Origin of the sequence: Yonghaparkia sp. Root332, from assembly GCF_001425665.1 — a bacterium.
In the GTDB taxonomy this organism is placed as follows: Bacteria; Actinomycetota; Actinomycetes; order Actinomycetales; family Microbacteriaceae; genus Microcella.
Map to the genome: position 1 here is coordinate 868,418 of NZ_LMCX01000001.1, position 20,389 is coordinate 888,806.

The window sequence follows — 20,389 nt, forward strand, 5'->3', positions numbered from 1 at the left end:
CTTCCACGGGTGCCGGTATGCGCACGACCAGCGAAATCCCCAACTTTTAGCGACGAAGAGGCTATGGCCAAAAAAGACGGTGTCATCGAAATCGAGGGCGCGGTGATCGAAGCTCTGCCCAACGCGATGTTCCGCGTTGAGCTGACCAACGGTCACAAGGTGCTCGCCCACATCTCGGGCAAGATGCGCCAGCACTACATCCGCATCCTCCCGGAGGACCGCGTGATCGTGGAGCTGAGCCCGTACGACCTGACCCGCGGCCGGATCGTCTACCGCTACAAGTAACGGATCTCGCTGCACAAGGAACGGCCCGGGACTCCACCCGGCGCACGAGGCCAGCGAACCCCCGAAGGAAGAACCATGAAGGTCAACCCCAGCGTCAAGCCCATCTGCGACAAGTGCAAGGTGATCCGCCGCCACGGCAACGTGATGGTCATCTGCGAGAACCCCCGCCACAAGCAGCGCCAAGGCTGACGCCTTGCCGCTGCTTGCGGCCAGCCCAGTGCTTATTGGCTGATATGAGCAAGCTCAGATCAGCGCCAGCGCCAGAGCTCATAACTGAATAGACGAACTGGCAGTTCCAGAAGCCGCGCACGCGGCGGACACCCCGGGCGGGAGGCGCGGGCACCGGAACTGCTCCACACCTCCCCGATTCATCCGAAGGAGCCGTCATGGCCCGTCTTGCCGGAGTCGACATCCCGCGCGATAAGCGCGTCGAGGTCGCCCTCACCTACATCTACGGCGTCGGTCGCACTCGCGCCGTCGAGACCCTCGTGGCCACGGGCATCGACCCGAACACGCGCGTCAAGGACCTCAGCGACGACCAGCTCGTCCAGCTCCGCGACCACATCGAAGGCACCTACAAGGTCGAGGGAGACCTCCGCCGCGAGGTCGCCGCCGACATCCGCCGCAAGGTCGAGATCGGCTCGTACGAGGGCATCCGCCACCGTCGCGGCCTGCCCGTGCGCGGTCAGCGCACCAAGACCAACGCTCGCACCCGCAAGGGCCCGAAGCGCACCGTCGCCGGCAAGAAGAAGGCCGGCCGCAAGTAGCCGACTGCCGGGCACGAGCTCGCCCGGCGCCACGAACTCACACGGAGAGAGAAAAACATGGCAGCACCCAAGTCGGCCGCTCGCAAGCCGCGCCGCAAGGAGAAGAAGAACATCGCCGTGGGCCAGGCCCACATCAAGTCGACGTTCAACAACACGATCGTCTCGATCACCGATCCCAGTGGGGCCGTCATCAGCTGGGCGTCGTCCGGCGGAGTCGGATTCAAGGGCTCGCGCAAGTCGACGCCGTTCGCCGCTCAGCTCGCCGCCGAGTCGGCGGCGCGCCAGGCGCAGGAGCACGGCATGAAGAAGGTCGACGTCTTCGTCAAGGGCCCCGGCTCGGGCCGCGAGACGGCGATCCGCTCTCTGCAGGCCGCCGGCCTCGAGGTGGGCTCGATCAGCGATGTGACGCCGCAGGCGCACAACGGCTGCCGTCCGCCCAAGCGCCGCCGCGTCTAACCGCGATTTCCGTCCCCGGTGACCGACCAAGGCTGAGCCTTGGTCGGCGCTGGGGTCGCGGCGATGCGCTGCATCGCCCTTAGCTCCACCGCGCATAACTCAACACACTCGACGAGCCAGCCACTCGTCGCAAACAAGTGTCATATGGCGGACACTTTGCCGAAAGGAATCCATAGTGCTCATCGCACAGCGTCCCACCCTCACCGAGGAGAGCGTCTCCGACTTCCGCTCGCGGTTCATCATCGAGCCGCTCGAGCCGGGCTTCGGCTACACCCTCGGCAACTCGCTTCGCCGCACTCTGCTCTCCTCGATTCCCGGAGCGGCCGTCACGAGCATCCGCATCGACGGCGTGCTGCACGAGTTCAGCACCATCCAGGGCGTGAAGGAGGATGTCACCGAGATCATCCTCAACATCAAGAACCTCGTCGTCTCGAGCGAGCACGACGAGCCCATCACGGCCTACCTCCGCAAGACCGGCTCGGGCGAGGTCACCGCGGCCGACATCTCGGCCCCCGCGGGCGTCGAGATCCACAACCCCGAGCTCGTCATCGCGACGCTCAACGACAACGCGAAGTTCGAGCTCGAGCTCACCATCGAGCGCGGCCGCGGCTACGTGTCGGCGACCCAGAACCGCAGCGAGTTCAGCGAGGCCGGCCAGATCCCCGTCGACTCGATCTACTCGCCCGTGCTCAAGGTCACCTACCGCGTCGAGGCGACGCGCGCCGGTGAGCGCACCGACTTCGACCGCCTCGTGGTCGACGTCGAGTCGAAGCCCGCGATCACCCCGCGCGACGCGATCGCGTCGGCCGGCCGCACGCTGGTCGAGCTGTTCGGTCTCGCTCGCGAGCTCAACACGCAGGCCGAGGGCATCGAGATCGGCCCCGCGCCGGTCGACGCCGTGCTCTCGACCGAGCTGTCGATGCCCATCGAGGACCTCGACCTCTCGGTCCGCAGCTACAACTGCCTCAAGCGCGAGGGCATCAACACGGTCAGCGAGCTCGTCGCCCTCTCGGAGACGCAGCTCATGAACATCCGCAACTTCGGGCAGAAGTCGGTCGACGAGGTCAAGGACAAGCTCGTCGAGATGGGCCTCTCGCTCAAGGACGCGGTTCCCGGATTCGACGGCGCCCACTACTACGGCGGCAACGAGGACGACTACATCTAAGGGCCCGTCGTCCCCGACAGCCCCGGCAGCACCTGACACTGGAGAACACTGATCATGCCTAAGCCCACCAAGGGTCCGCGCCTCGGCGGAGGCCCCGCCCACGAGCGCCTGCTCCTCGCGAACCTCGCCACGGCGCTGTTCACGCACAAGAGCATCACGACGACGGAGACGAAGGCCAAGCGCCTCCGCCCGCTCGCCGAGCGTCTCATCACCTTCGCGAAGCGCGGCGACCTCCACGCCCGCCGCCGCGTCATGACGATCATCCGCGACAAGAGCGCAGTGCACGAGCTCTTCACGCAGATCGCTCCGCTCGTCGCCGAGCGCGAGGGCGGCTACACCCGCATCACGAAGGTCGGCTACCGCAAGGGCGACAACGCCCCCATGGCGGTCATCGAGCTCGTCCTCGAGCCCGTGAACCCGAAGCCGAAGTCGGCGAAGAAGTCCGCCGCGAAGGAGGCGCCCGCCGCCCCCGTCGAGGAGCCCGCCGAGGACGTCGTCGAGGAGGCTCCTGAGGAGTCCGCCGAGTCGGAGGCCCCCGAGACCCAGGCCCCCGAGGCTGAGTCGACCGAGGGCGACGCCGAGTCCAAGTAGTCCCGTTCGCTCCCGGGCGAACGCAGGGCCCCGTCCGTTCGGACGGGGCCCTACTCTTTTGGCATGACCGAGGCCGAGCCCCTGCCGCCGCTCCGCGAGCGTGTCCCCGCACCGCTGGAGGTGCGCCTGCCCGACCCGATCGACGGCGTCACGTGGCGGCCCGCGACCATCGACGACGCGCCGGCCGTCACCGGGCTCCTGGAGGCCATGAGCCGCCGCGACCACCCGGAGTGGAGCGAGACGCTGGCGGAGGTCGTCGACGAGCTGAGCCACTCGTGGGTCGACCTTCCGCACGACAGCGTGCTGGGCCACGACGCCGGGGGCGCCCTCGTCGCGTGGGGCCTCGTCGTCGAGATGCCCGAGCCGGAGTCGCTGCTGCGGATCATCCTGCCGGGCGGCGTGCACCCCGAGCGGCGCGGCCGCGGGCTCGGGAGGCGACTGCTCGCCTGGCAGCGCGCGCGGGCCGAGCAGCGCCTGTCGCGCAGCGACAGCATCCTGCCGGCGTGGGTGCTGTCGTACGCGCCCGATCGCGCTCCCGAGCACGGGCGGCTTCTCGAGCGCTCCGGGTTCGAGCCGGCCCGCTGGTTCACGAGCCTCGTCGCGGTCCTCGAGGGCGCCGATCTGGAGAGGACCCTCCCCGAGGGCGTCCGCGTCGAGCCCATGAGCGCCGAGCTCTCGGAGCGCGTGCGCCTGGCGAAGAACGCGAGCTTCGCCGACCACTGGGGCAGCCAGCCGGCGACCGTCGAGGGCTGGACCTCGATGCTCGCGCTGCCGAGCGCGCGGCCCGAGCTCAGCCGCGTCGCGCTCGTCGGCGACGAGGTCGTCGGCTTCGTGCTCGCCGAGATCACGGAGGACGACTGGGAGCGCCAGGGCTTCACCGGCTGCTACATCGGCCTCGTCGGCACGGTGCGCGCGTGGAGGGGGCGCGGGCTCGCGAGCGCACTCCTGGCCGAGGTTATGCGCGCCGCGCGCGACGCGGGCCTCGAGCGCGTCGTGCTCGACGTCGATGCCGAGAACCCCACGGGCGCGCTCGGCGTGTACACGCGGCTCGGCTTCACGGCGACATCGCGGGATGTCTCCTACCGCATCGCCCGCTGACCGGCGGCCCCGCGGGCGGTCGCCCTCCGGCGCTCAGCGCTGGTCGAGCGGATCCGGCAGGTAGTCCGTCACGCGCGGCAGCGAGGCGAGCCGGGTGAGCGGCGCCGCGAGAGCCTCGGCGTAGACCTCGCCGCCGGTCGGCCCGGGGTGGATCTGGTCGCCGGCCAGCAGGTCGAGGCGCGGCTGGATGGCCGCCCGCCAGTCGCTCAGCTCGACCGCGCGGTAGCGCTCGGCGAACGCGGTCAGGGTGCTGTTGACGCCGTCCGTCCAGCTGCGCGGCGCCTGGGTCGTGACGAGCACGAGCTCGCGCTGCGGGCCGATGATGTTCCGCACCTCGTCGAGGGTCTCCGCCTCGATCGGCCCGTTGGTGCCGAGGGCGACGACGACGACGGGGCGCAGCTCGCCGCGCTCGGCGAGCCCGCGGAGGATCTCCGGAGCCTGCCGCATCTGCCGCGACACGGCGGCGTCGATCGCGATCCCGGGGAAGCGCTCCGTGAGCGCGGGGGCGGAGGCGAGCATGACGGAGTCGCCGATCGCGAGCACATCCTCGCCGGGCGGCGTGCTCGGCGGAGGAGTGGGCGTCGTGGTGATGATCGGCTGCGGCGGCACCGACGCCGCGGGCGCGTCGGTCGGCGCCCGCAGCGCGGCCTCGCCCGCCGCGATGGCCGCCGCGGCGCTCGATGCGCCCGGGGAGCGCACGACGGCGGCGCCGGCGCCGACCGTCACCGCGAGTGCGACCCCGCCGGCGAGGGCGAGGCGCCCGACGTGCCGCTCGGGGCGCCGGAGGAGGCCGAGCCCGTTGCGACGCACGGGCTGCTCGAGCCAGCGGTACGAGGCCGCCGTGAGCGCGACGCTCGCGGCGAGGGCGACGGCCCCGAGCATCCACCCGCCGGTGCCCGCCCGCTCGACGGCCGGGAGCGCGGACCCCATCAGCACGATGATCGGCCAGTGCCACAGGTACAGGCCGTACGAGCGCTCGCCGATCCAGCGGGGCACGGGGGCGTCGAGCACCGCCGCGGCTCGCCCCTCCGGGTGGTCGAGGGCGACGAGCAGCACGACCGTGAGCGCGACGACGAGCGCCATCCCGCCGCGGTAGGCGAGCGCCGCGTCGATCGCGAGGGCGCTCGCTGCCAGCACGATGCCGATCGCGGCGGTGGCCGCGGCGGCATCGGCGACCCGGGCGGGGATGCGCGGCGTCCGCGCCCTCCCGCTCGACAGCGGCGTCCGCGCCATCGCGAGCGCCGCCCCCGCGAGCAGCCCCCCGCCGTGCGTGAGCGTCGAGTAGTACGCCGTCGACGCGGCAGCCGGATCCGCCGCCGGGTCGCCCGCGACGAGCGCCATGGCGAGGGCCGAGGCGACCGCGAGCGCGGCGACGGCGAGCACGCGCGGGGCGCGCCGAGGGATGAGCAGCAGGGCCATGAGCGCGAGCGGCCAGAGCAGGTAGAACTGCTCCTCGACGGCGAGCGACCACGCGTGGCGCAGCAGCTCGGGGCTGGTCTGCTCGAGGTAGCTCGCCCCCTGGGCGATCGCGAGCCAGTTGCTGGAGAAGGTCGCGGCGCCGAGGATCTGCCAGCCGACGCCGACGAGCACGTCGCCGCCGATGAGGGCGGCGGCGGTGGCGGAGACGCCGACGACGAGCGCGAGGGCGGGCAGCAGACGTCGGGCGCGGCGGCGCCAGAAGCGGCCGAGGGCGATGCGGCCCGTGCGCTCGTGCTCGGCGAGCAGCAGCGCGGTGATGAGGTAGCCGCTCACGACGAGGAAGACGTCGACGCCGACGAACCCGCCCGGCGCGAGGCCCGGGAACAGGTGATAGCTGAGGACGAGCACGATCGCGAGGGCGCGGATCCCGTCGAGACCGGGGAGCCGCTCGCGCGCGCTCGACACGGCGGTGGAGGAGCTCATGTCCCCTCCAGGCTCGCCGGTCGAGGCCGCGCCGTCAAAACGGACGCGCCGTAGACTTGCCGCTCGTGACCTCCGAGTCGCTCGTGACACCCGAGCCCGCCGTGCGCCTGCGCCTCGACCTGGCGTACGACGGCGCCGAGTTCTCCGGCTGGAGCCGCCAGCCGGGGCTCCGCACCGTCCAGGGCGAGCTCGAGGCCGCGCTCGCGACGATCGTCGCTCGCGCGGTACCCGACCAGCCGACCCCGACGCTCACGGTCGCGGGCCGCACCGATGCGGGCGTGCACGCGACCGGTCAGGTCGCGCATCTCGACCTCTCGGCGGAGCAGTGGGGCGCGGTGAGCGCACGGCGCCGCTCGGCCGCCGACGAGCACGACCCGCAGTCCTCGCTCGTCCGACGCCTGAACGGCATCGCCGGGGCGGAGGGCGATCTCGTCGTCCACCGCGCCTCGATCGCCCCTGCCGGGTTCGATGCGCGCTTCTCGCCCGTCTGGCGCCGCTACGAGTACCGGCTCGCCGATGCCGTCGCGAGCCGAGACCCCCGCCGCCGCGGTCACACCCTCTGGTACCCGGCCGCTCTCGACGGCGGGGCGATGGATGCCGCGGCGCGCGCTCTCGAGGGACTCCACGACTTCGCGGCCTTCTGCCGACCGCGCGAGGGCGCCACGACGATCCGCACGCTCCTCGACTACACCTGGGCACGGGATGACGACGGCGTGCTCGTCGCCGCAGTGCGGGCCGACGCCTTCTGCCACTCGATGGTGCGCGCCCTCGTCGGGGCGGCCGTCGCGGTCGGGCTCGGCCGGCTCGACGCCGAGCGGCTCGTCGCGATCCGCGACGGCGCAGCACGAACGAGCGACTTCCCCGTGCTCGGCGCGAAGGGGCTGACGCTCATGGAGGTCGGCTACCCCGACGACGCGGCGCTGGCCGCGCGGGCCGAGCAGACGCGGGCGAAGCGCGAATTGACCGCAGAACCGCGGTGATCTAGGCTTGCCCCTTGGTGTCCGTCGCCGACGGTCATCCAGTTGAGCCCTCCACCGGGACGTTCCCGTGCGATCCGCACGAAACCACCCACCGGAGCGGGATTCACGAACACCTCGACAAGAAAGCACGTACTGTGACGCGCACGTTCAGCCCCACGCCCGCTGACGTCAAGCGCGACTGGGTCATCATCGACGCAACCGATGTTGTCCTGGGTCGCCTTGCCAGCCACGCCGCCGCCCTCCTCCGCGGCAAGCACAAGCCCACCTTCGCCCAGCACATGGACATGGGCGACTTCGTCATCATCGTGAACGCCGACAAGGTCGCGCTCACCGGGTCGAAGCTCGCGCAGAAGAAGGCCTACCGCCACTCGGGCTACCCGGGCGGCCTCACGGCCACCTCCTACTCGGAGCTGCTCGAGAAGAACCCCGAGCGCGCCGTCGAGAAGGCGATCCGCGGCATGCTGCCGAAGAACAGCCTCGGTCGCGCCCAGCTCAAGAAGCTCAAGGTCTACCGGGGTGCCGAGCACCCCCACGCTGCTCAGCAGCCCAAGACCTTCACCCTCGACCAGGTCGCCCAGTAGCGACCGCCTGACGACGTTTAAGGATCGATACCGTGGCGAACGACACCACCACTGACGCAGCTCCCGAGAGCTACACGACCGAGTCCACCGCGGCGCCGGCCCAGGCCGCGCCCCGCGCCGTCCTCTCCGTCTCCGGCGCGGCCGTGGGTCGACGCAAGCAGGCCATCGCCCGCGTGCGCCTCGTCCCCGGCGCCGGCACCTACAAGGTGAACGGCCGTACCCTGGAGGACTACTTCCCCAACAAGCTGCACCAGCAGCTGATCAACGACCCGCTGACGATCCTGCAGCTCGGCGGCGCGTACGACGTCACCGCGCGCATCACCGGCGGCGGCCCCTCGGGCCAGGCGGGCGCGCTTCGCCTCGCGATCGCTCGCGCGCTCAACGAGATCGACCGCGAGAACAACCGCGCGACGCTCAAGAAGGCGGGCTTCCTCACTCGTGACGCGCGCGTCATCGAGCGCAAGAAGGCCGGTCTCAAGAAGGCCCGCAAGGCGCCCCAGTACTCGAAGCGCTAACGCGCTCCGGCTGCTCACCACTCGCCGATCGACATGGGTCGACTCTTCGGCACGGACGGGGTCCGGGGGCTGGCCAACGGTGATCTCACCGCTGACCTGGCCCTCGGCCTCGCCCAGGCCGCCGCACTCGTGCTCACGCAGGGCCGTCACGCCGACGAGCTGCGGGCTGCGGGCAAGCGCCCGCGCGCGGTTCTCGCGCGCGACCCTCGCGTCTCGGGCGAGTTCATCGGCGCCGCGGTCGCCGCGGGCCTCGCCTCGTCGGGCATCGACGTGCTCGACGCCGGCGTCATCCCGACGCCGGCCGCCGCGTTCCTCGTGAGCGACATCCGCGCCGACTTCGGCGTCATGATCTCGGCCTCGCACAACGCCGCGCCCGACAACGGCATCAAGTTCTTCTCCTTCGGCGGCGTCAAGCTGCCCGACGAGGTCGAGGACCGCATCGAGGCCGCCATGGCGGGCGACAAGCTCGCGCCCACGGGCGGCGGCGTGGGGCGCATCCGCCGCTTCGCCGATGCGGAGGACCGCTACGTCCTGCACCTGCTCGGCACACTCGACACGCGCCTGGACGGTCTGCACGTCGTCATCGACTGCGCGCACGGGGCCGCCGCGGGCATCTCGCCGCAGGTCTTCGCCGACGCCGGCGCGACGGTCACGGTCATCGGCTCCGACCCCGACGGCCTCAACATCAACGACGGCGTCGGCTCGACGCACCTCGAGCTCCTGCAGCGCACGGTCGTCGAGACGGGCGCCGACCTCGGCATCGCCCACGACGGCGACGCCGACCGCTGCCTCGCGGTGGATGCCCGGGGCCAGGTCGTCGACGGCGACAAGATCATGGCGGTCCTCGCCGTCGCCGAGCACGGGCGCGGGCTGCTCGTCGACGACACGCTCGTCGTCACGGTCATGAGCAACCTCGGTCTCAAGCGCGCGATGGCCGAGCGGGGCATCCGCATCATCGAGACCGGCGTCGGCGACCGCTACGTCCTCGAGGCCCTCGCCGAGCACGGGCTGAGCCTGGGCGGCGAGCAGTCGGGCCACATCATCTTCAGCCGTCATGCGACGACGGGCGACGGGATCCTCACGGGCATCCAGCTCGCCGCCGAGATGGCGCGTACGGGCAAGAGCCTCGCCGAGCTCGCGAGCGTCATGACGGTCTTCCCGCAGGTGCTCATCAACGTGCGCGGCGTCGACCGCACGGGGCTCGCGGGCCACGCGGGCATCGCGGCCGCCGTCGCGGAGGTGGAGGCCGAGCTCGGCGACACCGGGCGCGTGCTGCTGCGTGCGAGCGGCACCGAGCAGATGGTGCGCGTCATGGTCGAGGCCGCGACGGAGGAGACCGCTCAGGCGATGGCCGAGCGGCTCGCCGAGGTCGTTCGCGAGCAGCTCGCGGCCTGACCCGGCTCGCCGCGGCGCCCTTCGTCAGATCTTGCGGAGGAGCACCGTCGAGACGGCGTGATCGCTCTCCTTGCGGAGCACGAGCGATGCCCGCGCTCGCGTCGGCAGGATGTTCTGCACGAGGTTCGGCTCGTTGATCTCGCGCCAGATCTCGCGCGCCTTCGCGACCGCCTGCTCGTGGCTGAGCGCGGAGTAGCGGTGGAAGTAGCTGCGCGGATCGGCGAAGGCGCCGCGCTGGAGGGCGAGGAAGCGATCCTCGTACCACTGCGCGATGTCGCTCGTGCGGGCATCCACGTAGATCGTGAAGTCGAAGAGGTCGCTCACGGCGAGCGCGGCGCCCGGCCCGGGCGGCTGCAGCACGTTGAGGCCCTCGACGATGAGGATGTCGGGCCGGCGCACGATGATCTCGGCGTCGGGCACGATGTCGTAGCTCATGTGCGAGTAGACGGGGGCGCGCACCTCGTCGGCCCCGGCCTTGATGCGCGAGACGAACCGCAGGAGGGCCCGCCGGTCGTAGGATTCCGGGAAACCCTTGCGGTGCAGGATGCCTCGGCGCCCGAGCTCCGCGGTGGGGAGGAGGAAGCCGTCCGTCGTGACGAGCTCGACCCGGGGGGTGTCCGGCCAGCGCGAGAGCAGCTCCCGCAGCAGGCGCGCGATCGTCGATTTGCCGACCGCGACGGAGCCTGCGACGCCGATCACGAAGGGCGTGCTCGTGCCCGGCGCGCCGAGGAACTCGCGCGTGGAGTCGTGCAGGCGTCGCGCGCCGACGGCGTAGAGCGAGATCAGCCGGCTGAGCGGCACGTAGACCTCGGCGACCTCCTGGAGGTCGAGCTGGTCGCCGAGCCCGCGGAGCTGGACGAGCTCGGTCTCGCTGAGCGGCTGCGGAGTGGCGGGTGCGAGCGCGGCCCAGCGGCGTCGATCGAGCTCGACGAAGGGGGAGTTGTCGCGCGCTGCGCTCGCCTCGGACATCGGCTCCACAGTAGTGCCCGGCCACCCCCCGCCCGACCGGGCAATAGACTCGATCTCATGTGCGGAATCGTGGGCTATGTCGGAACCCGGGGGAGCGTCGACGTTCTGATCGGCGGGCTCAAGCGGCTGGAGTACCGGGGCTACGACTCCGCGGGTGTCGCCGTGATCGACGCCGACGGGCACCTCGGTACGCGCAAGCACGCCGGCAAGCTCGCGGTGCTCACCGACGACCTGGGAGCGAGGCCGCTCGCCGACGGCACGACAGGCATCGGCCACACTCGCTGGGCGACCCACGGCGGCCCGACCGACGAGAACGCGCATCCGCACCTCGGCGACGGCGGAAGGCTCGCGCTCATCCACAACGGCATCATCGAGAACTTCGGTGAGCTCAAGGACGAGCTCCTCGCGAGCGGCCACGAGTTCAGCTCGCAGACCGACTCCGAGGTCGCCGCCCTCCTGGTCGGCGACGCGTACCGCGAGACGGGCGACCTCACGAGCGCGATGCTGCAGGTCGTGAACCGGCTCGAGGGCGCCTTCACGCTCCTCGCCGTGCACGCCGACCAGCCGGGCGTCGTGGTCGGCGCTCGCCGCAACTCGCCGCTCGTCATCGGTCTCGGCGAGGGCGAGAACTTCCTCGGCTCCGACGTCGCGGCGTTCGTCGCGTACACCAAGCAGGCGATGGAGATCGGGCAGGACCAGCTCGTCACGATCCGCCCAGACAGCGTCGAGGTCGTCGACTTCCACGGCGCGCCCGTCGAGACGAAGACCTTCGAGGTCGACTGGGACGCGTCGGCGGCCGACAAGGGCGGCTGGTCGAGCTTCATGGCGAAGGAGATCAGCGAGGAGCCCGAGGCCGTCGCGAAGACGATCATCGGTCGTGTCGAGGACGGGCTCGTGCGCATCCCGGAGCTCGAGGGCCTCGACGCCGACACGCTCCGCGACATCGACCGCGTCGTCGTGATCGCGTGCGGCACCGCCGCCTACGCCGGCATGGTCGGCAAGTACGCGATCGAGCAGTGGGCCCGCGTGCCCGTCGACGTGGAGCTCGCTCACGAGTTCCGCTACCGCGACCCGGTGCTGAGCGCGCGCACGCTCGTGGTCTCGATCAGCCAGTCGGGCGAGACGATGGACACCCTCATGGCCGTCAAGTACGCCCGCAAGCAGGGTGCGCGCACGCTGTCGATCTGCAACACGCAGGGCGCGACGATCCCGCGCGAGTCCGACGCGGTCGTCTACACGCACGCCGGCCCCGAGGTCGCCGTCGCGTCGACGAAGGCCTTCGTCGCGCAGATCACGGCGATGTACCTGTTCGGCATCCAGCTCGGTCAGGTCCGCGGCACGCTCGAGCCCGAGCGCGCGCGCGGGCTCGTGCGCGAGCTGCAGGCCGTGCCCGACAAGCTGGCCGCGGTGCTGAGCTCGGGCGAGCGCATCCGCGAGATGGCGAAGTGGATGGCCGATACGCAGTCGGTCCTCTTCCTCGGCCGCCACGTCGGCTACCCCGTCGCTCTCGAGGGCGCGCTCAAGCTCAAGGAGCTCGCGTACATCCACGCCGAGGGCTTCGCGGCGGGCGAGCTCAAGCACGGGCCCATCGCCCTCATCGAGCCCGGTCAGATCGTCTTCGTGATCGTGCCGAGCCCGCGCGACCCGAACTCGCTGCACGCCAAGGTCGTCTCGAACATCCAGGAGATCCGCGCGCGCGGCGCCCGCGTCATCGCCATCGCGGAGGAGGGCGACGCGGCGGTCCTCCCGCACGCCGACGAGGTCATCCGCATCCCGCTCGCCTCGCCGTTCTTCGAGCCGCTCCTCGCCGTCGTGCCGTTGCACATCTTCGGCATGGAGCTCGCTGCCGCGAAGGGCCTCGACGTCGACCAGCCGCGCAACCTCGCCAAGTCGGTCACGGTCGAGTAGCCGGGGCTGCGCGGTGCGGTCGTGATCGTGGGCATCGGCGTCGACGTCGTCGACCTCGCGCGCTTCGAGCGGGCGCTCGGCCGCACGCCGGGTCTGCGCGAGCGGCTCTTCGCCGACCCGGAGCGCGCGCTGCCGCTGCGCTCGCTCGCCGGACGCTTCGCCGCGAAGGAGGCCCTCATGAAGGCCCTCGGCGAGACCGACGGCATCCGCTGGGTCGAGATGGCGATCGAGACGGATGCCGACGGCAACCCCGATTTCGCCCTTAGCGGGCGGGCGGCCGAGATCGCCGCGCGGCGGGGCATCGGCCGCATCCACGTGTCGATGTCGCACGACGCGGGCATCGCGACGGCCTTCGTCGTGGCGGAGTCGGTGTGAGCGACCGACCGTTCCGCGAGGCCCGCGTCGCGATCGACGCGATCGCGCACAACGTCGAGCTGCTGCGCCGCCTGGCGCCGAGCCGGCACCTCATGGCGGTCGTCAAGGCCGACGGCTACGGGCACGGAGCGGTGACGGCGGCGCGCGCGGCCCTCGAGGCCGGCGCCGATCACCTGGGCGTCGCCGACGTCACGGAGGCGCTCGAGCTGCGCCGCGCCGGCATCGACGCTCCGGTGCTCGCGTGGCTCCACGACCCCGCGGCCGACCTGTCCGTCGCGACCGAGGCGGGCATCGCGCTCGGGGTGAGCTCGCTCGCCGAGCTCGAGCGCGCCGCCGCCGCCGGCCACCGCCCTGTCGTGCACGTGAAGGTCGACACGGGACTGTCGCGCAACGGCGTCGTCGAGTCCGAGTGGGGCGCGCTCCTCGAGCGGCTCGCCGCGCTCGTCGATTCCGGGGACGTCCGGCTCGACGGCGTCTTCAGCCACCTGTCGAACACGAGCACCGACGACGACCGTGCGCAGCGCGAGGTCTTCGAGCGGTTCCTCGACGCCGTCGACGCGGTCGGCCTCGAGCCGGGCATCCGTCATCTGGCCGCCTCCGCCGCCGCGATCGACCTGCCCGAGACGCGGTTCGACATGGTGCGCTCCGGCATCGCGGTCTACGGCGTCGCCCCCGCGCCCCAGCACCGCGCGATCGGCCTGCGGCCCGCGATGGAGCTCAGCGCGACCGTCGTGAGCGTCAAGCGCGTGCCGGCGGGCAGCGGCGTCTCGTACGGCTACCTCCACCGCACCCAGGGGGCCTCGACGCTTGCGCTCGTTCCGCTCGGCTACGCCGACGGGGTGCCGCGACACGCGCGCGGGGCCCGCGTGCTCATCGGCGACGAGATCTTCCCGGTCGCCGGGCGCATCGCCATGGACCAGCTCGTGGTCGACGTCGGCGACCGCCGCGTCGCCGTCGGGGATCGCGCGGTGCTGTTCGGCGATCCCGCGTCGGGGGCGCCGACCGCCGATGACTGGGCCGACGCGGCCGGCACGATCGGCTACGAGGTCGTCACGCGCCTCGGCCGCCGCGTCACGCGCACCACCGTGAGGGCCCACGCGTGAGCGGAGGGAAGCGCCTCGTCATCGCCGACCCCGAGGCCATGGAGCGCTTCGGCGCGCGCGTCGCGGCCGAGCTGCGCGCGGGCGATGTCGTCCTGCTCACGGGCGAGCTCGGCGCCGGCAAGACGACCTTCACGCGCGGGCTCGGCGCCGCGCTCGGCGTGCGCGGCGCCGTCACGAGCCCGACCTTCGTCCTCGCCCGCACCCACCCGCGCGAGGGAGGGGCGCCGCTCGTGCACGTCGACGCCTACCGGCTCGCCGACGCGGCCGAGCTCGACGATCTCGACATCGACTTCGCGGGCTCGATCGTCGTGGTCGAGTGGGGCGCGGGGCTCGTCGAGCACCTCGTCGACGAGTGGCTGTCGATCGTGATCGAGCGCCCGACGGGAGGCGGAGCATCCGCGCCCGATGGTGCATCGGACGCCGACGAGATCGACGACCCGGACGACGCCCCCGTCGAGCCGCGCACCGTCACGGTCGCGGGCACGGGCGCGCGCTGGGCCGACCTAGGCTGGGTCCATGCTGCTCGCGATTGACACCTCCGCGGGCACGGCGGTCGCGATCGTCGCCGACGACGGCCGCGTGATCGCGGAGCGCTCGAGCGCCGACACTCGCCGTCACGCCGAGGTCATCGGGCCGCTCCTTTCCGAGGTGCTCGCCGCCGCGGAGGTCGACGACGCACGCCTCACGCACGTCGTCGCCGGCATCGGGCCCGGGCCGTTCACGGGCCTGCGGGTCGGCATCGCCGCCGCCCGCGCGGTCGCGATCGCCCGCGGCATCCCGCTGCTGGCCGTGCCGAGCCACGAGGCGGTCGCACTGCGGCTGACCGAGGGCGGCGTCGCCGCCGGCCGCTTCGCGGTCATCACGGATGCCCGCCGTCGCGAGGTCGCCGTCACCGTCTTCGCCGCGCAGCTCCCCCTCCCCGCCGAGGTCGAGTCCGCGCACCTGGTGGCCCGCGCCGCGTTCGCGCCCGCCGAGGGCGTCACGCCGTTCGAGGCGCAGGAGATCCCCGCCGCCGCGCTGGCGCACGCCGCCCTCGCGCGCCTCGCGACCGGGGTCGCATTCCCGGAGGCGCAACCGCTGTACCTGCGCGCCCCCGACGTCACGCTGTCGACGCCGAAGCGGGTGAGCTGATGGCGAGCACGCGCGGGGCGGCCGGGAGCGGGGGCGGCGCCCCCGCCATCCGCGTGCGCGATGCGGAGCTCGCCGATCTCGACGCGATCATGGCGCTCGAGATCGCGACCTTCCCCGGCGACGCGTGGAGCCGCGACCTCATGGCCGCCGAGCTCGCGAGCCCGCACACGGTGTACGTGGTCGTGGAGTCGGGCGACGAGGTCGTCGCCTACGCCGGGCTGAGCGCGCCGGCCGGGGCGGGGCAGGGCGACATCCAGACGATCGCGGTCGACCCGACGCATCGGCGCCTCGGCATCGGCACGGTGCTCATGCAGCAGCTCCTCGGGGCGGCGCAGGTGCGCGGGGCGAGCGAGGTGTTCCTCGAGGTGCGCGCCGACAACCCGGGCGCCGAGGAGCTCTACCGCCGGCACGGCTTCGTCCGCATCGGCGTGCGGCCCCACTACTACCAGCCCGACGACGTCGACGCGATCGTCATGCGATGGGAGGGGGAGGGATGAGCGCGCAGCCATTGGTCCTCGGCATCGAGACGAGCTGCGACGAGACCGGCGTCGGCATCGTGCGCGGCACCGAGCTGCTCGCGAACGTCATCGCGAGCTCGATGGACGAGCACGCCCGTTTCGGCGGCGTCGTGCCCGAGATCGCGGCGCGCGCCCACCTCGAGGCGCTCGAGGCGACGCTGCTCGCCGCCGTCGAGCGGGCCGGCATCGCGCTCACCGACCTCGACGCCGTCGCCGTCACGAGCGGCCCCGGCCTCAGCGGAGCGCTCATGGTGGGCGTCGGGGCGGCGAAGGCGCTCGCGCTCGCGCTCGGGAAACCGCTCTACGCCGTCAACCACCTCGTCGGTCACGTCGGCGCCGACATCCTCCACGCCCCGGGCGCCGACGATCGCGGCGAGCTCGAGCTGCCGACGATCGCGCTGCTCGTCTCCGGAGGGCACACGAGCCTGCTGCTCGTGCGCAGCCTCACCGACGACGTCGAGCTGCTCGGCGAGACGATCGACGACGCCGCGGGCGAGGCCTTCGACAAGGTCGCGCGGCTGCTCGGCCTGCCGTACCCGGGCGGGCCGCAGATCGACCGCGCCGCCGTCGACGGCGACCCGACCGCGGTCCGCTTCCCGCGCGGCCTCACGCTGCCGAAGGATCTCGTCGCGCACCGCTACGACTTCTCCTTCTCCGGCCTCAAGACGGCCGTCGCCCGCCACGTCGAGAGGCTGCGCGACGCGGGCCAGCCCGTCCCGGTGGCGGATGTCGCGGCGAGCTTCCGCGAGGCGGTCGCCGATGTGCTCACCGCCAAGGCGATCGCCGCCTGCGTCGATCTCGGCGTGCCGCGGCTGCTGCTCGGCGGGGGAGTCGTCGCCAACGCGCGGGTCCGCACCCTCGCCGCGGAGCGCGCGGCCGCCGCGGGCGTGAGCCTACGCATCCCGCCCCTGTCGCTCTGCACCGACAACGGGGCGATGATCGCCGCGATCGCCGCCCAGCGCATCATGGCCGGTCACGGCCCCTCCGACCTCGGCGTCGGAGCCGACTCGACCCTCCCGGTGACCGTCGTCCAGGCGTGAGGTCGCGCGTGGTTCGTTGACACCTCCTCAGCCCCCTGGCACAGTGGCGGATGCGCGCGCCCTGCGCCGCCGGCGGACTGCACCGTCGTCCTTCCACCCCACCAGGAGACCCCGATGACCGACGCCCCGCCGCCTCCCTCGCCCGACTACCCCGCGCAGCCGGCCGAGTCCGCCCAGCCCGCGCAGCCCAATCCCTACGCGAGCCAGAACCCCTACGCCTCGTCGACGCCCTACGCGGCCGCCCCGGCGCAGAAGACCAACGTCCTCGCGATCGTGTCGCTCGTCCTGTCCATCCTCTGGATCTCGATCCCCGGCGTGATCTGCGGCCACATCGCCATGAACCAGATCAAGAAGACCGGCGAGAACGGGCGCGGCCTCGCGATCGCGGGCCTCGTCGTCGGCTACCTCGGCATCGTCGGCGGGATCCTGCTCGCCGTGCTGTGGATCGGCCTCTTCGCGGTCGCGGGCGTCAACAGCTACACGACCTACTGATCCGCGTCGCACCACGGCCCGCCCGCGCTCAGCGCCGGCGGGCCGTCGTGCGTACGCTGGAGCAGGCCCAGCCCCCGAGGAGACCCATGCCCGCACCGACCGAGCCCGACGCCGAGCCCGGGTCGACCGCCGAGCTCCCGGCCCTCGCGCCGCACCCGCCCGCCGCCGCGAGCGCGCAGACGCTCAGCGTGCTCGGTCTCGTGTTCGGCATCGTCGGGCTGCTCGCCTCGTTCGCCGCCGTGGGCCTCGTGTTCGCGCTCGTCGGCGTGATCCTCAGCCACCTGGGCCTGCGGCGCGAGCCGACCGGGCGCTCGATGGCGATCGCGGGGCTCGCCTGCGGCTATGCGGGGCTCGGCATCTCGGTGATCTGGGGCGTCATCCTGCTCGCCTCGGTGCTCGTCCCGCTCTTCGCGGTCGGGCTGTTCGCGAGCCTCTCCACCATCGGCGGGTAGGGCGCCGCTCAGTCGACGCGCTCGACGAGCAGCGCGACGCGCTCGCCCGCGACCCGCGTGAGCACGAGCGTCGCCGCGTTCGGCCCCTGCGGCTTCAGCTGCTTCCGGAAGACGGCCGGGTCGATGTCGACGCCGCGCTTCTTGATCTCGATCGTGCCGATGCCGCGCTCCCGGAGCGCCTTCGCGATCCGCTTCGCGTCGAGCGGCCACCGCTCGAGCACGCGGAACGCCCGTGCGAACGGCGTCGGGGCGAGCCGATCGGCGGTCACCCACGCGATCGTGCCGTCGAGCATCCGCCCCTCGAGCGAGCGGGCCAGGTCGCCGATGAGGCGGGCGCGGATGACCGCCCCGTCGGGCTCGTACACGTACTCCCCGAGGGGGCCGGCCTCGACGTCGGGCGCATCCTCGGCCGCCACGAGCTCCGCGGCCCCCTTCGGGCCGAGCACGAGCGCCGCCCGCCGGACGCCCGGCCGCGCGAGCGCGCCGCTCCACAGCACGACCTCCACGACCTCGCCGCCGTCGCTCACCCACTGCGCCTCGTGCGTCTCGGGGATGAGCGCGCGATCCATGCCGGGCGCGAGCTTGATGCCGCCGGGCCGCCGCTGCGAGATCGCGAGGGCGGCGTCGAGCGAGGGCGACCAGTCGTCGGGGGAGGACAGCCGTCGGGCGCCCGTGCGTCGTGCGGGGTCGAGCCACACGGCGTCGGCACGGCTGACGTCGACGGCCTCCGCGTCGCCGAGCTCGACGGTCGCGCTCTCCCACGGGGCGAGGTTGTAGGCGGCGATCGCCGCGGTCGGCTCGTCGCGCTCGACGGCGAGCACCTCGAGGTCGAGGGCCGCGAGGGCCATCGCGTCGCCGCCGATGCCGCAGCCGAGGTCGGCGACGCGCGCGAGCCCGGCGGCGGCGAACCGGCCGGCGTGCTGCGCGGCCACTCCGAGCCGGGAGGCCTGCTCGAGCCCGGACTCGGTGAAGAGCATCCGCTCGGCGAACGGGCCGAACTTCGCGACGGCCCGCCTGCGCAGTCGGTACTGCGTCAGGACGGCGGCGACGCGAGCGGGTGGATGCCCGGCCGACCGCAGTCGGCTGACGAGAGCCACGGCATCGGTGGCCGAGTCGCTCGGCGCCAGGCTCGTGAGCAGCTCGAGCGCCTCCGCCGTCAGCAGCTCCCGCACCTCGGACGCGTCCATCGTCCGATCCTCCCACGCCCTCCCGCGGCGAGCGCTGGCACTCGGATTGCATGAGTGCTAACGGCTTGGGTACAGTGGTTCCTGGCACTCGCAGGGCGAGTGTGCCAATCCCCTCAACGTCTTAGGAAAGAAGAGGTCAACCGTGTCGGTCTCCATCAAGCCGCTCGAAGATCGCATCGTCATCAAGCAGGTCGAGGCGGAGCAGACCACCGCTTCGGGTCTCGTGATCCCCGACACCGCCAAGGAGAAGCCCCAGGAGGGCGAGGTCGTGGCGGTCGGCCCCGGCCGCATCGACGACAACGGCAACCGCGTCCCGCTCGACGTCGCGGTCGGCGACAAGGTCATCTACTCGAAGTACGGCGGCACCGAGGTCAAGTACGACGGCCAGGAGTACCTGGTCCTCTCGGCCCGCGACATCCTCGCGGTCATCGTCCGCTAGTCGCGACGCTGCGCTCCGGCCCCCACTCGCCTCGGCGGGCGGGGGCCGTTCGCGTCCGAACGGGCCGCTGCCCGGGCGTACACTGACCCGGTGCCCGACTCTCGCTCGTCCCGCAGCGGGTTGCCGCTCGCGGTCGGTGCCTACGGCCTCTGGGGCTTCCTGCCCGCCTACTTCCTGCTCCTGACCCCGAGCGGTGCCGTCGAGATCGTCGCCTGGCGGGTCGTGCTGTCCCTCGTCTTCTGCGTGGCGCTGCTCGCGCTCACGCGGGCGTTCCGGCCGTTCGCGGCCATGCTGCGCGACCGGCGGATCATGGTGCTGAGCCTCCTGGCCGGCATCCTCATCGCCGTCAACTGGACGGTCTACGTCTACGCCTCGACCAACGGCTTCATCGTCGAGGCCGCCCTCGGCTACTTCATCAACCCGATCGTCACCGTCGCCCTCGGCGTGCTCGTGCTGCGCGAGCGGCTGCGGCCCTGGCAGTGGGCCGCGGTCGGCATCAGCATCGTCGCCGTGCTCGTGCTCGCCATCGGCTACGGGCAGCCGCCGTGGGTCGCGCTCACGCTCGCTGCGTCGTTCGGTGTCTACGGCCTGCTGAAGAACCGCATGGGTCCCCGCGTGACCGCCGTCGCCGGGCTCACGCTCGAGACGGCCTGGCTCACGCCGATCGCCCTCATCGTGCTCGTCGCGATCACGAGCGCGGGCGATCTCACGATGGGGCGCGAGGGTCTCGGCCACGCCGTGCTGCTCGGGCTCGCCGGAGTCGTGACCGCGGTGCCGCTGCTGCTCTTCGCCGCGGCCGCCCGACGGCTGCCGCTCACCGTCATGGGCTTCATCCAGTACCTCGCCCCGCTGCTGCAGTTCGCCTTCGGCGTCGCCGTCATGGGCGAGCCGATGCCGTTCGAGCGGTGGGTCGGATTCGGTCTCGTCTGGCTGGCCCTCGTCGTCCTGACGGTCGACGCCGTCGGGCACCGGCGGCGCACCGGGGCGGTGCGCCTGCCGGAGGTCGCGGCCGGGTAGGGTTCCGCCGAGCCCTGCACCCC

Annotated in this window: 25 protein-coding genes; 22 read left to right on the plus strand and 3 right to left on the minus strand. The window is 72.5% G+C overall.

Features of this window, described 5'->3' with window-relative positions; all coding sequences use genetic code 11:
- The first annotated feature begins 63 nt into the window (after positions 1-63).
- The 7 genes from infA (at position 64) to ASC54_RS04210 (ending at position 4,362) form a co-directional block, all read left to right on the plus strand.
- A complete protein-coding gene (gene infA, locus ASC54_RS04180; protein ID WP_055857193.1) occupies positions 64-285 on the plus strand; it encodes a translation initiation factor IF-1 in 222 nt (73 codons plus the stop codon).
- A gap of 75 nt (positions 286-360) precedes the next feature.
- The gene (gene rpmJ, locus ASC54_RS04185; protein WP_047561540.1) at positions 361-474 is read left to right on the plus strand and encodes a 50S ribosomal protein L36; all 114 of its coding nucleotides are present in this window, start codon (positions 361-363) and stop codon (positions 472-474) included.
- Positions 475-671: 197 nt separating this feature from the next.
- Positions 672-1,052: a 30S ribosomal protein S13 gene (gene rpsM, locus ASC54_RS04190; RefSeq protein ID WP_055857191.1), complete on the plus strand. Its 381-nt coding sequence runs from the start codon at positions 672-674 to the stop codon at positions 1,050-1,052.
- A gap of 57 nt (positions 1,053-1,109) precedes the next feature.
- Positions 1,110-1,508 carry a 30S ribosomal protein S11 gene (gene rpsK, locus ASC54_RS04195; RefSeq protein ID WP_055857188.1) on the plus strand — a complete coding sequence of 133 codons (399 nt, stop codon included), beginning with the start codon at positions 1,110-1,112 and terminating at the stop codon, positions 1,506-1,508.
- A 175-nt stretch (positions 1,509-1,683) separates the two neighbouring features.
- Entirely contained in the window at positions 1,684-2,673 is a 990-nt protein-coding gene (locus ASC54_RS04200; RefSeq protein WP_055857186.1) for a DNA-directed RNA polymerase subunit alpha, read from the plus strand.
- Between the two features lie 54 nt (positions 2,674-2,727).
- Positions 2,728-3,264 carry a 50S ribosomal protein L17 gene (rplQ, locus tag ASC54_RS04205; RefSeq protein ID WP_055857183.1) on the plus strand — a complete coding sequence of 179 codons (537 nt, stop codon included), beginning with the start codon at positions 2,728-2,730 and terminating at the stop codon, positions 3,262-3,264.
- Positions 3,265-3,327: 63 nt separating this feature from the next.
- Positions 3,328-4,362, plus strand: coding sequence for an N-acetyltransferase (locus ASC54_RS04210; RefSeq protein WP_055857179.1), 1,035 nt, complete (start codon positions 3,328-3,330; stop codon positions 4,360-4,362).
- Between the two features lie 33 nt (positions 4,363-4,395).
- On the opposite strand, the gene ASC54_RS04215 is transcribed toward ASC54_RS04210, so the two are convergent.
- A complete protein-coding gene (locus ASC54_RS04215; protein WP_055896864.1) occupies positions 4,396-6,264 on the minus strand; it encodes an acyltransferase family protein in 1,869 nt (622 codons plus the stop codon).
- Positions 6,265-6,329: 65 nt separating this feature from the next.
- On the opposite strand from ASC54_RS04215, the gene ASC54_RS04220 reads away from it, so the two are divergent.
- The 4 genes from ASC54_RS04220 (at position 6,330) to glmM (ending at position 9,735) form a co-directional block, all read left to right on the plus strand.
- Complete coding sequence (locus ASC54_RS04220; protein ID WP_235451377.1) at positions 6,330-7,244, plus strand: tRNA pseudouridine(38-40) synthase TruA; 915 nt, start codon at positions 6,330-6,332, stop codon at positions 7,242-7,244.
- A gap of 134 nt (positions 7,245-7,378) precedes the next feature.
- Positions 7,379-7,825: a 50S ribosomal protein L13 gene (rplM, locus tag ASC54_RS04225; RefSeq protein WP_055857173.1), complete on the plus strand. Its 447-nt coding sequence runs from the start codon at positions 7,379-7,381 to the stop codon at positions 7,823-7,825.
- Between the two features lie 32 nt (positions 7,826-7,857).
- Complete coding sequence (gene rpsI / locus ASC54_RS04230; RefSeq protein WP_055857171.1) at positions 7,858-8,340, plus strand: 30S ribosomal protein S9; 483 nt, start codon at positions 7,858-7,860, stop codon at positions 8,338-8,340.
- Between the two features lie 33 nt (positions 8,341-8,373).
- Positions 8,374-9,735: a phosphoglucosamine mutase gene (gene glmM / locus ASC54_RS04235; protein WP_055896867.1), complete on the plus strand. Its 1,362-nt coding sequence runs from the start codon at positions 8,374-8,376 to the stop codon at positions 9,733-9,735.
- A 24-nt stretch (positions 9,736-9,759) separates the two neighbouring features.
- Here the strand turns inward: glmM and coaA are convergent, their stop codons facing one another.
- Positions 9,760-10,704 carry a type I pantothenate kinase gene (gene coaA / locus ASC54_RS04240; protein WP_055857165.1) on the minus strand — a complete coding sequence of 315 codons (945 nt, stop codon included), beginning with the start codon at positions 10,702-10,704 and terminating at the stop codon, positions 9,760-9,762.
- Positions 10,705-10,761: 57 nt separating this feature from the next.
- On the opposite strand from coaA, the gene glmS reads away from it, so the two are divergent.
- The 9 genes from glmS to ASC54_RS04285 all read left to right on the plus strand — a co-directional run bounded on the left by glmS (position 10,762) and on the right by ASC54_RS04285 (position 17,723).
- A complete protein-coding gene (gene glmS, locus ASC54_RS04245; protein WP_055857163.1) occupies positions 10,762-12,612 on the plus strand; it encodes a glutamine--fructose-6-phosphate transaminase (isomerizing) in 1,851 nt (616 codons plus the stop codon).
- A 21-nt stretch (positions 12,613-12,633) separates the two neighbouring features.
- Positions 12,634-12,987, plus strand: a complete 354-nt coding sequence (locus ASC54_RS04250; protein ID WP_055857159.1) for a holo-ACP synthase — start codon at positions 12,634-12,636, stop codon at positions 12,985-12,987.
- Positions 12,984-14,090 (plus strand): alanine racemase, encoded by a 1,107-nt coding sequence (gene alr, locus ASC54_RS04255; protein WP_055896870.1) that lies wholly within the window; start codon positions 12,984-12,986, stop codon positions 14,088-14,090. Before ASC54_RS04250 ends, alr begins: the two co-directional genes overlap by 4 nt.
- Positions 14,087-14,623, plus strand: coding sequence for a tRNA (adenosine(37)-N6)-threonylcarbamoyltransferase complex ATPase subunit type 1 TsaE (gene tsaE / locus ASC54_RS04260; RefSeq protein ID WP_369813315.1), 537 nt, complete (start codon positions 14,087-14,089; stop codon positions 14,621-14,623). The genes alr and tsaE overlap by 4 nt, the downstream gene beginning before the upstream one ends.
- Positions 14,607-15,221 carry a tRNA (adenosine(37)-N6)-threonylcarbamoyltransferase complex dimerization subunit type 1 TsaB gene (gene tsaB / locus ASC54_RS04265; protein WP_055896873.1) on the plus strand — a complete coding sequence of 205 codons (615 nt, stop codon included), beginning with the start codon at positions 14,607-14,609 and terminating at the stop codon, positions 15,219-15,221. The genes tsaE and tsaB overlap by 17 nt, the downstream gene beginning before the upstream one ends.
- Entirely contained in the window at positions 15,221-15,718 is a 498-nt protein-coding gene (gene rimI / locus ASC54_RS04270; protein WP_055896877.1) for a ribosomal protein S18-alanine N-acetyltransferase, read from the plus strand. Before tsaB ends, rimI begins: the two co-directional genes overlap by 1 nt.
- Complete coding sequence (gene tsaD, locus ASC54_RS04275) at positions 15,715-16,779, plus strand: tRNA (adenosine(37)-N6)-threonylcarbamoyltransferase complex transferase subunit TsaD (protein WP_082514836.1); 1,065 nt, start codon at positions 15,715-15,717, stop codon at positions 16,777-16,779. Before rimI ends, tsaD begins: the two co-directional genes overlap by 4 nt.
- Before the next feature lie 114 nt (positions 16,780-16,893).
- Positions 16,894-17,271, plus strand: coding sequence for a DUF4190 domain-containing protein (locus ASC54_RS04280; RefSeq protein ID WP_055857143.1), 378 nt, complete (start codon positions 16,894-16,896; stop codon positions 17,269-17,271).
- Between the two features lie 86 nt (positions 17,272-17,357).
- Positions 17,358-17,723 carry a DUF4190 domain-containing protein gene (locus ASC54_RS04285; protein WP_055857140.1) on the plus strand — a complete coding sequence of 122 codons (366 nt, stop codon included), beginning with the start codon at positions 17,358-17,360 and terminating at the stop codon, positions 17,721-17,723.
- Between the two features lie 8 nt (positions 17,724-17,731).
- On the opposite strand, the gene ASC54_RS04290 is transcribed toward ASC54_RS04285, so the two are convergent.
- Positions 17,732-18,910 carry a class I SAM-dependent methyltransferase gene (locus ASC54_RS04290; RefSeq protein WP_055896883.1) on the minus strand — a complete coding sequence of 393 codons (1,179 nt, stop codon included), beginning with the start codon at positions 18,908-18,910 and terminating at the stop codon, positions 17,732-17,734.
- 142 nt (positions 18,911-19,052) lie between these two features.
- Between ASC54_RS04290 and groES the strand changes: the two genes are divergently transcribed.
- Together groES and rarD are read left to right on the plus strand one after the other, a co-directional pair.
- Complete coding sequence (groES, locus tag ASC54_RS04295; RefSeq protein WP_055857134.1) at positions 19,053-19,349, plus strand: co-chaperone GroES; 297 nt, start codon at positions 19,053-19,055, stop codon at positions 19,347-19,349.
- Positions 19,350-19,439: 90 nt separating this feature from the next.
- Positions 19,440-20,366: an EamA family transporter RarD gene (gene rarD / locus ASC54_RS04300; protein WP_055857131.1), complete on the plus strand. Its 927-nt coding sequence runs from the start codon at positions 19,440-19,442 to the stop codon at positions 20,364-20,366.
- Positions 20,367-20,389 lie beyond the last annotated feature (23 nt).

What these genes read in the sequence shown, in the direction of transcription:
- infA (WP_055857193.1), top strand. Translation starts at nt 64, where the DNA reads ATGGCCAAAAAAGACGGTGTCATCGAAATCGAGGGCGCGGTGATCGAA.
- rpmJ (WP_047561540.1), top strand. Translation starts at nt 361, where the DNA reads ATGAAGGTCAACCCCAGCGTCAAGCCCATCTGCGACAAGTGCAAGGTG.
- rpsM (WP_055857191.1), top strand. Translation starts at nt 672, where the DNA reads ATGGCCCGTCTTGCCGGAGTCGACATCCCGCGCGATAAGCGCGTCGAG.
- rpsK (WP_055857188.1), top strand. Translation starts at nt 1,110, where the DNA reads ATGGCAGCACCCAAGTCGGCCGCTCGCAAGCCGCGCCGCAAGGAGAAG.
- rplQ (WP_055857183.1), top strand. Translation starts at nt 2,728, where the DNA reads ATGCCTAAGCCCACCAAGGGTCCGCGCCTCGGCGGAGGCCCCGCCCAC.
- ASC54_RS04210 (WP_055857179.1), top strand. Translation starts at nt 3,328, where the DNA reads ATGACCGAGGCCGAGCCCCTGCCGCCGCTCCGCGAGCGTGTCCCCGCA.
- ASC54_RS04215 (WP_055896864.1), bottom strand. Translation starts at nt 6,264, where the DNA reads ATGAGCTCCTCCACCGCCGTGTCGAGCGCGCGCGAGCGGCTCCCCGGT.
- glmM (WP_055896867.1), top strand. Translation starts at nt 8,374, where the DNA reads ATGGGTCGACTCTTCGGCACGGACGGGGTCCGGGGGCTGGCCAACGGT.
- coaA (WP_055857165.1), bottom strand. Translation starts at nt 10,704, where the DNA reads ATGTCCGAGGCGAGCGCAGCGCGCGACAACTCCCCCTTCGTCGAGCTC.
- glmS (WP_055857163.1), top strand. Translation starts at nt 10,762, where the DNA reads ATGTGCGGAATCGTGGGCTATGTCGGAACCCGGGGGAGCGTCGACGTT.
- tsaB (WP_055896873.1), top strand. Translation starts at nt 14,607, where the DNA reads ATGCTGCTCGCGATTGACACCTCCGCGGGCACGGCGGTCGCGATCGTC.
- rimI (WP_055896877.1), top strand. Translation starts at nt 15,221, where the DNA reads ATGGCGAGCACGCGCGGGGCGGCCGGGAGCGGGGGCGGCGCCCCCGCC.
- tsaD (WP_082514836.1), top strand. Translation starts at nt 15,715, where the DNA reads ATGAGCGCGCAGCCATTGGTCCTCGGCATCGAGACGAGCTGCGACGAG.
- ASC54_RS04280 (WP_055857143.1), top strand. Translation starts at nt 16,894, where the DNA reads ATGACCGACGCCCCGCCGCCTCCCTCGCCCGACTACCCCGCGCAGCCG.
- ASC54_RS04285 (WP_055857140.1), top strand. Translation starts at nt 17,358, where the DNA reads ATGCCCGCACCGACCGAGCCCGACGCCGAGCCCGGGTCGACCGCCGAG.
- ASC54_RS04290 (WP_055896883.1), bottom strand. Translation starts at nt 18,910, where the DNA reads ATGGACGCGTCCGAGGTGCGGGAGCTGCTGACGGCGGAGGCGCTCGAG.